13 protein-coding genes and 1 pseudogene are annotated in these 9,249 nt (G+C 68.4%); 5 read left to right on the forward strand and 9 right to left on the reverse strand.

The window, feature by feature from the left end; all coding sequences use genetic code 11:
* A partial coding sequence (locus Q8Q88_RS20805) for an aconitase family protein (protein WP_305677099.1) occupies window positions 1-360 on the reverse strand: 360 nt, incomplete at its 3' end.
* Between the two features lie 81 nt (window positions 361-441).
* Here Q8Q88_RS20805 and Q8Q88_RS20810 point away from each other — a divergent pair.
* The gene (locus tag Q8Q88_RS20810; protein WP_305677100.1) at window positions 442-1,329 is read left to right on the forward strand and encodes a LysR family transcriptional regulator; all 888 of its coding nucleotides are present in this window, start codon (window positions 442-444) and stop codon (window positions 1,327-1,329) included.
* Window positions 1,326-1,796 (forward strand): GFA family protein, encoded by a 471-nt coding sequence (locus Q8Q88_RS20815; protein WP_305677101.1) that lies wholly within the window; start codon window positions 1,326-1,328, stop codon window positions 1,794-1,796. The genes Q8Q88_RS20810 and Q8Q88_RS20815 overlap by 4 nt, the downstream gene beginning before the upstream one ends.
* Before the next feature lie 64 nt (window positions 1,797-1,860).
* On the opposite strand, the gene rplS is transcribed toward Q8Q88_RS20815, so the two are convergent.
* Together rplS and trmD are read right to left on the reverse strand one after the other, a co-directional pair.
* Complete coding sequence (gene rplS / locus Q8Q88_RS20820) at window positions 1,861-2,271, reverse strand: 50S ribosomal protein L19 (RefSeq protein ID WP_305677102.1); 411 nt, start codon at window positions 2,269-2,271, stop codon at window positions 1,861-1,863.
* A gap of 37 nt (window positions 2,272-2,308) precedes the next feature.
* Entirely contained in the window at window positions 2,309-3,001 is a 693-nt protein-coding gene (gene trmD, locus Q8Q88_RS20825) for a tRNA (guanosine(37)-N1)-methyltransferase TrmD (RefSeq protein WP_305677103.1), read from the reverse strand.
* Window positions 3,002-3,115: 114 nt separating this feature from the next.
* Between trmD and Q8Q88_RS20830 the strand changes: the two genes are divergently transcribed.
* Window positions 3,116-3,979 (forward strand): acyl-CoA thioesterase, encoded by an 864-nt coding sequence (locus Q8Q88_RS20830; RefSeq protein WP_371129892.1) that lies wholly within the window; start codon window positions 3,116-3,118, stop codon window positions 3,977-3,979.
* 4 nt (window positions 3,980-3,983) lie between these two features.
* On the opposite strand, the gene Q8Q88_RS20835 is transcribed toward Q8Q88_RS20830, so the two are convergent.
* From Q8Q88_RS20835 to Q8Q88_RS20845, 3 genes are all read right to left on the reverse strand, one after another.
* A complete protein-coding gene (locus Q8Q88_RS20835; RefSeq protein ID WP_305677105.1) occupies window positions 3,984-4,430 on the reverse strand; it encodes a response regulator in 447 nt (148 codons plus the stop codon).
* A gap of 17 nt (window positions 4,431-4,447) precedes the next feature.
* The gene (locus Q8Q88_RS20840; protein WP_305677106.1) at window positions 4,448-5,983 is read right to left on the reverse strand and encodes an HWE histidine kinase domain-containing protein; all 1,536 of its coding nucleotides are present in this window, start codon (window positions 5,981-5,983) and stop codon (window positions 4,448-4,450) included.
* A 92-nt stretch (window positions 5,984-6,075) separates the two neighbouring features.
* Complete coding sequence (locus Q8Q88_RS20845) at window positions 6,076-6,372, reverse strand: putative quinol monooxygenase (protein WP_305677107.1); 297 nt, start codon at window positions 6,370-6,372, stop codon at window positions 6,076-6,078.
* A 79-nt stretch (window positions 6,373-6,451) separates the two neighbouring features.
* Here Q8Q88_RS20845 and Q8Q88_RS20850 point away from each other — a divergent pair, with 79 nt between their 5' ends.
* Window positions 6,452-6,658: a hypothetical protein gene (locus Q8Q88_RS20850; RefSeq protein ID WP_305677108.1), complete on the forward strand. Its 207-nt coding sequence runs from the start codon at window positions 6,452-6,454 to the stop codon at window positions 6,656-6,658.
* A 68-nt stretch (window positions 6,659-6,726) separates the two neighbouring features.
* Window positions 6,727-7,446: a DUF6624 domain-containing protein gene (locus Q8Q88_RS20855; protein ID WP_305677109.1), complete on the forward strand. Its 720-nt coding sequence runs from the start codon at window positions 6,727-6,729 to the stop codon at window positions 7,444-7,446.
* Here the strand turns inward: Q8Q88_RS20855 and rimM are convergent.
* The 3 genes and pseudogenes from rimM to Q8Q88_RS20870 all read right to left on the reverse strand — a co-directional run.
* Window positions 7,443-7,979: a ribosome maturation factor RimM gene (gene rimM / locus Q8Q88_RS20860; protein ID WP_305677110.1), complete on the reverse strand. Its 537-nt coding sequence runs from the start codon at window positions 7,977-7,979 to the stop codon at window positions 7,443-7,445. The two genes, Q8Q88_RS20855 and rimM, sit on opposite strands and share 4 nt — an antisense overlap.
* 29 nt (window positions 7,980-8,008) lie before the next feature.
* Window positions 8,009-8,599 carry a 30S ribosomal protein S16 gene (gene rpsP, locus Q8Q88_RS20865; RefSeq protein ID WP_305677111.1) on the reverse strand — a complete coding sequence of 197 codons (591 nt, stop codon included), beginning with the start codon at window positions 8,597-8,599 and terminating at the stop codon, window positions 8,009-8,011.
* 19 nt (window positions 8,600-8,618) lie between these two features.
* Window positions 8,619-9,249, reverse strand: a pseudogene (locus Q8Q88_RS20870) (signal recognition particle protein); the annotation flags it as partial.

A 9,249-nucleotide genomic window follows, 5' to 3' on the forward strand; every position in this document is an offset into this window, starting at 1 on the left:
GCGGCCCTGTTCGGGGCCGACCACGTGGACGATCCCGTTGCGGATGTCGCCCATGGGGAAGAACTCGATGCCGTTGTCCTTGACGTTCCGATAGAGCGTCTGGAGCTGCAGGCGGGCCTCTTCGTCGGCCACGGCGTCGACGCCCAGGCCCTGGCCCTCGGTCGGGATGTTGTGGTCGGCCACCGCCAGGGTGCGGTCGGGCCGGCGCACGCCGCGCCCGGCCACGCGAAGGCCCGCGAAGGCCTGCGGCGTGGTCACCTCGTGAATGAGGTGCAGGTCGATATAGAGGATCGCCTCCCCGTCGGTCTCGTCGACCACGTGGGCCTCCCAGATCTTGTCGTAAAGTGTCTTGCCAACCATGGGCGGCATCTAGTTCCGCGAGGCCCCCAAAGTCCAGCAGCCGCAATTGCCGAGCGAGCCGGATCGGTTATTCATGCACGCATGGCATCCACCGATTGGGACCTGTTCCAGACCCTGCATTCCGTTCTCGAGGCCGGCTCGCTCTCGGCCGCGGCCCGCGCGCGCGGGCTCACCCAGCCGACGCTCGGCCGCCACATCGACGAGCTGGAGCGGCGGCTTGGCGCGCCGCTGTTCCTGCGCAGCCCGCGGGGCCTGATCGCCACGGACCTGGCCAACGAGCTGCGGCCGCACTTGGAGGACATGTCCTCGGCCGCCGCCGCGGCCCTGCGCGACGCCTCGGGCGCCGATGGGATCGGGGGCACGGTTCGCGTCACGGCCAGTGAGATCATGGGCGTGGAGGCCATGCCCCGCATCCTCACCGACTTCCGCATCGCCCATCCGACCATCGACATCGAACTGGTGCTCACCAACCGCAACGAGGACCTGTCACGGCGCGACGCCGACATTGCGGTGCGGATGGCCCGCCCGACCCAGAACACCCTGGTCGCCCGCCGGGTCGGGGAGCTGCATTTCGGCTTCTACGCGACCGCCGAGTATCTCGAGCGGGCCGGGACGCCCAGGTCCCTGGACGATCTCGATGATCACACGGTCATCGGTTACGACAAGCGCGAGGTAAACGTGCCGGGCGGCCTGTCCATCGACCGGCCGATCAGCCGCGAGATGTTCGCCCTGCGCAGCGACAACGACATCGCCCAGCTGGCCTTCCTGCGGGCCGGCTTCGGCGTCGGGGTCTGCCAGCACCGGCTGGCCGAGCGCAGCGGCCTGGTCCAGATCCTGCCCGGGACCTTCGCCTTCAAGCTGGAGATCTGGATCGCCATGCACGAGAACCTCAAGGGCAGCCGGCGGATGCGCCTGATGTTCGACCACCTGGCCGAGAGCCTCTCGGTGTTCTCGGCCGCCAACCGGTGAGCCGGCTGCCGGCCTTTCCGGTCACCGGCGGCTGTGCGTGCGGAGCGGTGCGCTACGTGCTGAAGGGTTCACCGCTTGGCGTCTATTCCTGCCATTGCACCGAGTGCCAGAGCCTGACCGGCTCGGCCTTCAGCCTGGCCATGTCGGTGCTGCGCTCCGATTTCGAGATCACCAAGGGGGAGCTCGCCATCTGGCTGCGGACGGCGGACTCGGGCGCTCAGATTCCGCAACGGTTCTGTCCGACCTGCGGCGTGCGGGTGTTCACCGAGCCGCCGGGCGGGCCGCAGTCGGTGACCGTGCGGCCCGGTACGCTGGACGAGACCAGCTGGGTGCGGCCGGTGGCGGCCTTCTGGACGAAAAGCGCGCAGGCCTGGACGGCGCTTCCCGCCGACACCCTGACCTACGAGACCCAGCCCACCGATTTCGCGCCGGTCATGAAGGCCTGGCGCGACTGGACCAGGGGCTAGGCCAAAACGAAAGCGGCGGCCGTGTCGCCACGGCCGCCGCTGGAAGATCGTATTGTCGAAGCGCCTAGTCTTCGGCGGCTTCCGTAGCCGCGTCGGCCTTGGCCTCGACCTTGGCGCCCATCTGGCGCTCGGCGATCCGGGCCGACTTCCCGCGACGGTCGCGCAGGTAATAGAGCTTGGCGCGACGGACGACGCCGCGACGCTTCACCTCGATGGAGTCGATGTTCGGCGAGTGGATCGGGAACACGCGTTCCACGCCTTCGCCGAAGGAGATCTTGCGGACGGTGAAGCTCTCGTTGATGCCGCCGCCCTGACGGGCGATGCAGACGCCTTCGTAAGCCTGGACGCGCTCGCGCTCGCCTTCCTTGATCTTCACATTGACGCGGACGGTGTCGCCCGGCTGGAAGTCAGGGATGGCCCGCTTGGCCACCAGGCGGTCGCGCTCTTCTTGTTCGAGCTGCTGGATGATGTTCATCGGTCTGATCCTTTCGGGCTTGATCGCCCTTTGCCTGTTATTTGGCGGGACGCCGCGCCCAGAGGTCCGGACGACGTTCCCGCGTGGTCTCTTCCCGCTGGGCCTGCCGCCACTTCCGAACCTCGGCGTGGTGGCCTGAAAGCAGCACATCGGGAATCTCGAGCCCTTCGAACGTCCGCGGTCTTGTGAACTGCGGATGCTCCAGGAGCCCGTCCTCGAAACTCTCTTCACTCAAGCTCTCCGCCTGGCCGAGGACGCCGGGCACGAGCCTTACGCACGCTTCGATCGTCACCAGGGCCGCCGCCTCGCCACCGGCGAGCACCGCGTCTCCGACGCTGATCTCCTCGAACCCCCGGGCGTCGAGCACCCGCTGGTCCACCCCCTCGAACCGGCCGGCCAGGACGATCAGTCCAGGCCCGTCAGCCCACTCTCGAACGCGCGCCTGGGTCAGGGGCCGACCCCGGGCGCTCATGTACAAAAGCGGCCGTCCTCTTTGGTCCACGCTGTCCAGCGCAGCCGCGATGACGTCCGCCCGCATTACCTGTCCTGGGCCGCCACCCGCGGGGGTGTCGTCGAGGAAGCCGCGCTTATCCTTGGAAAATCCCCGAATGTCCACTGTTTCCAAGGTCCAAAGCCCAAGCTCGCGCCAGGCCGTGCCGATCAGCGACACGCCGAGCGGGCCCGGAAAGGCCTCGGGAAACATGGTGAGAACGGTGGCGTCGAAGGACATGGTGCGGCTTTTGGACCAAACACCGCAGGTTTTCCACCTGGCCCTCAAACTTGCCGCAGCGGCGCTATGGGCCTAATCCGGGGTCCTTTCGCACCGCAGCATATTCCGAGACCGATTATGGACACCCCCGAGAGCCTGCCCGAGACCCTGTCGCTGGAGCGGCTGGAGGTGAACCTGTTCCGGGGCGTCAGTCCGGAATTCGGTCCGCCGCGCATCTTCGGCGGCCAGGTGATCGCCCAGTCGCTGCTGGCGGCCTATGAGACGGTCGAGGACCGCATCTGCCACTCGCTGCACTGCTACTTCATCCGGCCCGGCGATCCGCGCATCCCCATCGTCTTCGACGTGGACCGCTCGCGCGACGGCGGCAGCTTCACCACCCGCCGCGTGGTGGCGATCCAGAACGGCAAGCAGATCTTCAACCTCGCCGCCTCGTTCCAGGTGGCCGAGACGGGCTTCGAGCACCAGACGCCGATCCCCACCGTGCCCGGCCCGAACGACCTGCCCGACGAGTCCGAGGCGCAGAAGAAGATGATGGCCAAGATGCCGGAGGAGATGCGCAAGATGATGTCGCGTCCCCGGCCCATCGAGATGCGCCCGGTGGACGGCGACCTGTTCGGCCATGGGAGCAAGGGCCCCAAGCCCGCCACCCAGGACGTCTGGTTCCGGGCCCGTGCGCCGATCGGCGGCGACTCGCACATGCACCAGGTGATCCTGGCCTACGCGTCCGACATGAACATGCTGTCGACCGCCATGCGGCCGCACGGGGTGCAGTGGCAGACCCCGGGCTTCCAGTCGGCCAGCCTCGACCACGCCATGTGGTTCCACCAGCCGTCGAACTTCAACGAATGGCACCTCTATACCCAGGACAGTCCCTCGGCCTCGGGCGGCCGTGGCTTCGTACGCGGCGCGATCTACAACGAGGCCGGCGTGCTGGTGGCCTCGACGGCCCAGGAAGGCCTGATCCGGATGCGCAAGTAGGCCGTTACTGCGGCCGCATCTGCTCGATGGCGGCCAGCAGGGCCGGGGCCGAGACCGGCTTGGCCACCACCCGGGCGTCGGGAACCGAGGCGCGGATGCGCGCCAGCACCTCGCCGCCGCCATAGGCCGTCACGAAGACGATCCGCGCGTCCGTCGCCATGCGAGCCCGACGCGCGGCTTCCACGCCGTCCATCTCGCCGAGCAGGTTCACGTCCATGAGGATGAAATCGGGTCGGAGCGACGTCGCCAGGGCGACGGCCTCCGCGCCCGTGGCGGCGATGGCGCAGACCTCGAAGCCGAAGTCCTCGATCAGGGACTCCAGGCTCATGGCGACGATCGCCTCGTCCTCGACGATCAGGACGCGGAGCGCCTGGGCCCCTGGGGCGCCCTGGGCGTGTGAATGCGGGCGAGGCGCGGGCGCCGCGTGGCGGGTTTGCTGGGTTGAAAACATCAAACCGTCGCTCGAAGTCATGCCGATACAGGTTCCGGGAATTCGAATCGATAACACACGCCCTCGGCGGCGAACTCAATCTCGACCTCGCCGCCGAGATCGCGCTGGGCGGTGGCCTCGATCAGCTTCGCGCCGAACCCGCGCCGGGTGGGCGTCTGCAATCCGCTGAGGCCGGTCTCGCGCCACTCCAGCCCGACCGTGCGCGGGTTGGCGGCCGACACCGACCATTCGATCGCGATCTTGCCGTCGGCCGTGGAAAGGGCGCCGTACTTGGTGGCGTTGGACACCAGCTCATGCAGGATCATGGTCACCGCAAGGGCCGCCTTGGGCGACAGGACCACGCCATGGCCGTTGGTCTCCAGCCGCGCCTGGCCCTCGGCGACATAGGGCTGGACGATCTCGCGGACGATCTCCTCCAGGGAGGTGGTGCGCCAGCGGCTGGCGGTGACCAGGCTGTAGCCGCGGGCGAGCGCCGTCAGGCGGGCCGAAAAGGCGGACTGGAAGGACTCCAGGGAGTCCGCGCGCCGGGCGGTCTGGTCGGCCATGCCCATGACCACCGCCAGCATGTTCTTGGCGCGGTGATCGAGTTCGGCCAGCAGCAGGGTCTGGCGCTCCTGCACCGCGCGGCGCTCCAGCACTCGGCCGACCTGCTGGCCGAGGACGCCGACGATATGCATCAGCCGGGCGTCCGGCTCGGCGGCGTCGCGGCTGAAGAACTCGAGCACCGCCGCCACCTCGCCGCCGCTCATGATCGGAAAACCGAACGCCGAGCGCACGCCGACATCATCGGCCAGCCAGGCGCGTGGAAAGACGTCCGGGGCGTCGATCTCGAATATGGCGCAAGGCTCGCGTGTGCTCCAGATCCGGCCGGGCAATCCCTCGCCTGGTCCGAAGGTCGTCTTGGAGGTGACGGCCCTGAGGGCGGCGAACTCGTCGGGGTCGCCGCGCCAGATCATGGTCGGCGTCAATTTCGGGGGCTGACCCTTGGCCGGGAGGTAGGCGTGTCCGGCGGGCCAACCGGTCAGCTCGCAGACGGAGTCCAGGCAGAGCCGCAAGATGTCGTCGAGCGACTCGGTCTCGGCCGCCAGGGTGGTCACCCGGTTGAGCAGTTCCGCCTCGCGCGCCTGACGCTGGAGGAAGGCTTCGTGCCGCCATCGTTCGGAAATATCGCGGACGAAACCGAGGAAAAGCAGCGCGCCAGCAACCGTCACCGGCGAGATCGACAGCTCGATGGGGAACTCCTCCCCCGAGCGCTTCAGGGCGGTGACCTCGATCCGGCGGCCGAGCAAGGGGCCCTCGCCGGTGGCGAGGAATCGTTCGAGCCCCTTTCGATGCGCCTCGCGCAGCGTCCTGGGGATGATCAGGTCGGCCAGGGGTTCGCCGACCGCCTCCGCCCGAGTCCAGCCGAAGATCACCTGGGCCTGATGGTTCCAGTCCCGCACGATGTCGTCGTCGCCCATGACGATCACGGCGTCGAGGGCGGTGTTCAGCACCAGGGGCAGAAACTCGACACTCTCGGCCGCGAGCGGCGCGCGCAGCGATGTGGGACTCATCAGGCCGGCCTCTTGCGACGCATGCGACGCCCAGGTTGTAGCACCAGGACACCTCTCCAAGGATTGAAAATGGCGGCCGGTTCCACCGGAGGTCACAGCGTGGCGGGCGTGGTGTCCAGGATCTCCATCCGTGTGCCGCTGGCCGCGAGCCTGCGGGCGGCCTTGACGAAGCCGATGGCGTCGGCCCGGGCGAAGTGGACCTTCAGCGCCTCGATATCGGTCCAGCGCTCGACGAAGACCAGCCGGAGGGGGGCCTCGCAATCCACATGGACATTGTGGGACCGGCAGCCCGGCTCGGCGCGCGAGCGGACCGAATGGTCGATGCAGAGCTGGCGCAGTTCGTCGAAGGTCTCGGGCTTGGCGTCCACCGCGCCGGTCACCAGGATCATGGGTCCTCCATCGCCGTTGTTCCGACTAAGCCCCATCTCGGTCGGCGCGCAAACCGGCCAATGGGTGTAGCGTCCGCCCATGGATGATCTGACGAGCGGCCAACTTGAAGCCCTGCGCGATCTGGCCCGGAAGAAGACCGGGGCGGCCGTGCCGTTCGTCAATATCAGCGCGGCCCGCGCCCTGACCGACCTTGGCCTGGCCGAGCGCAGCCAGGAGGGCTGGGACATCACGCCGGCCGGCGCGGCCTATCTGGCGCGGCAGGGCGGACCGCCGTTGGGCGCCTAGCGATGACGTCGTCGCCCGTCCGCTGCTAGGGTCCAGCACGAAGGTTGGAGGGGGAGGCTATGTGGGTAATGGCTCTAGCGCTGCTCGTCGTCGACTCAGGCTCGACGGCCACCGGCGCGCCACTATCACCCGAGGCGCGCGCGCTCGTGGCGTCCGTAGCGCAATCCATCGACCAGGTGCGCGCCCGGCATGCGCTACTGCCACCACCGCGAGACGACGCTGATCGACTGACCCGGATGGGGGAGCTTGATCAGGCGCCGCGCCGAATAATCGTCGCAGCCGACTTCTCCAAGATTCCCGAAGAGGAACGACCGGCGGCCCGCGACGCGGCGGGCGCCCTCATCGAGGCCGTGGACCGAGAAAACCAGGTCGCGCTGTCCAAGCTCGTCCCCGCCGAAGGCTGGTTCCTCCGAAGCCGCTATGGCGAAGCCGCCGCGCGTTCGGCGTTCCACATCGTGCAGCATGCCGACAACGAGATGCAGCGCCGCTTCCTGTCCATCCTGGAGCCGCTAGTGGCGATGGGGGAGGTCGACGGTCAGAGCTATGGGATGATGTTCGACCGCATCGCGGTTGGCGAAGGCCGGTCCCAGCGTTTCGGTTCGCAGTTCCGATGCGATCAAGGCCGCTGGGCGCCCTATCCTCTCGAGAACCCAGAAGGCGTCGAAGGCCGACGCGCAGCCATGGGCTTTCCGGGCTCCTTCGCGGATATGAAGCTGCGGTTCGCGGCCATGCCTCCTTGCGCGCCAACCCGTTCCGCTCGCCCGGCAGCCATGGACCGCAAGCCCTAGGGTTGCTCGTCGCGGCCCTCATTGGGGTCGGCCTCGATCACCGCCGGCGGGGCGGCGATGATCTTGCCCTCGGCCAGCCGCACCTCGGGCACCGCCTCGCGGGTGAAGGGCAGCCACCAAGTCTGACCGGCCCTGGGCTGGATCTCCAGCAGGTCCCCGGCCCCGAAGTCCCTGACGTCCTTGACCTTGCCCAGCGGCTCGCCGGCGGCGGTCTCGACCGCCAGCCCGATCAGGTCGGCCAGATAGAACTCGTCCTCCTCGGGCGCGGGCAGGACGTCGCGGGCGATGAACAGCTTGAGGCCGCGCAAGGCCTCGGCGGCGTTGCGGTCGTCACAGCCCTTCACCCGGGCGACGATGCCGCCCTTCGAGGGGCGGGCCGAGGCGATGACCAGGCTGGGCGATCCATCCTGGCGCATCAGGTTCTTGTAGTCGGCCACCGCCATGGGATCGGCGGTGTAGGTGGTGATCTTCAGTTCGCCGCGGACGCCATGGGCGCCCCCGACCTGGGCCACGAGGAGGAGCTGGTCGCTCACGCGGGGGCTCCTCCTCGCGCCATGGGGTGTTAGCCCTCGGCCTTGTCGGCGTCGGCTTCGGCGGCCGGAGCTTCCTCGGCGGCGGCTTCAGCGGCGGGAGCCTCTTCAGCAGCGACTTCGGCGGCAGGCGCCTCTTCGGCCACGGCTTCAGCGGCCGGGGCTTCTTCAGCGGCGGCTTCGGCGGCCGGAGCCTCTTCGGTCACGGCCTCGGCGGCGGGAGCTTCCTCGACGACCGGTTCCGGCTCGGGCGGACGGGCGGCGGCTTCAGCCGCGGCGGCGGCCAGGTCGGCCTCGCGCTTGGCGCGCTCTTCGACGCGTTCCTTGGCCTTCTGGCCGGGCTCACCCTTCTTCGGGTTGTTGCCGTGCTCCCACTTCACCACGCCCTCGTTGGAGAGGAAGCGGGCGACGCGGTCGGTGGGCTGGGCGCCCTTGCCGATCCATTCCTGGATGCGCTCGACCTTAAGGGTGACGCGATTGCCGTCTTCCTTCTTGAGCATCGGGTTGTAGGTCCCGACCTTCTCGATGAAGCGGCCGTCGCGGGGCGAGTGGCTGTCGGCGACGACGATGGAATAGTAGGGGCGCTTCTTGGCGCCGCCACGGGCGAGACGGATCTTCAGCATGGGTAGTCCTTTGTAAGATCTAGGATTTCTTGAAGGGATTGAAGACCGAGGGCATGTTCATGCCGCCCAGTCCCGGGAGTTTCGGAGGTTCGGGCGCGCCGAGATTGGCGGCCAGGCCGCCGGGCTTGCCCGCCAGCCTGCCCAGCTCCTCGAGCTGTTTGGTGTCGGGCGGAGGCAGCTTGCCGCCGCCCAGGGCCTTGAGACGGTCCGAGCCGCCGCCGCCGCCGATCATGCCGGCCATGCGGGCGAAGCCCTTGCCGCCGTCGCGGCTCATCATCTTGAAGGCGTCGGCCATCTGGCGATGCTGCTTCAGCAGCCGGTTGACGTCGGCCACGTCCACCCCGGCGCCGGCGGCGATGCGGCGCTTGCGCGAGGCCTGCAGAATGTCGGGCTTCTTCCGCTCGGCCTTGGTCATCGACGAGATGATCGCCGACTGACGGTCGAGCGTCTTGTCCGAGACATTGGCCTCGGCCATCTGCTTCTTGATCTTCTGGACGCCGGGCAGCAGACCCATCAGGCCTTCCATGCCGCCCATCTTCTTCATCTGGGCGAACTGGTCGGCCATCATGTCCAGGTCGAACTGGCCCTTGGCGAGCTTGCGCGCCATGGCCTCGGTCTTGGCCTGGTCCAGGTCCTGGGCGGCCTTCTCG

The organism is Phenylobacterium sp., from assembly GCF_030697925.1.
Classification (GTDB): domain Bacteria; phylum Pseudomonadota; class Alphaproteobacteria; order Caulobacterales; family Caulobacteraceae; genus Phenylobacterium.

Bases quoted from the DNA above. Each gene is read 5' to 3' on its own strand.
- Q8Q88_RS20810 (WP_305677100.1), top strand. From the start codon at position 442: ATGGCATCCACCGATTGGGACCTGTTCCAGACCCTGCATTCCGTTCTC.
- rplS (WP_305677102.1), bottom strand. From the start codon at position 2,271: ATGAACATCATCCAGCAGCTCGAACAAGAAGAGCGCGACCGCCTGGTG.
- trmD (WP_305677103.1), bottom strand. From the start codon at position 3,001: ATGTCCTTCGACGCCACCGTTCTCACCATGTTTCCCGAGGCCTTTCCG.
- Q8Q88_RS20835 (WP_305677105.1), bottom strand. From the start codon at position 4,430: ATGTTTTCAACCCAGCAAACCCGCCACGCGGCGCCCGCGCCTCGCCCG.
- Q8Q88_RS20840 (WP_305677106.1), bottom strand. From the start codon at position 5,983: ATGAGTCCCACATCGCTGCGCGCGCCGCTCGCGGCCGAGAGTGTCGAG.
- Q8Q88_RS20845 (WP_305677107.1), bottom strand. From the start codon at position 6,372: ATGATCCTGGTGACCGGCGCGGTGGACGCCAAGCCCGAGACCTTCGAC.
- Q8Q88_RS20850 (WP_305677108.1), top strand. From the start codon at position 6,452: ATGGATGATCTGACGAGCGGCCAACTTGAAGCCCTGCGCGATCTGGCC.
- Q8Q88_RS20855 (WP_305677109.1), top strand. From the start codon at position 6,727: ATGGCTCTAGCGCTGCTCGTCGTCGACTCAGGCTCGACGGCCACCGGC.
- rpsP (WP_305677111.1), bottom strand. From the start codon at position 8,599: ATGCTGAAGATCCGTCTCGCCCGTGGCGGCGCCAAGAAGCGCCCCTAC.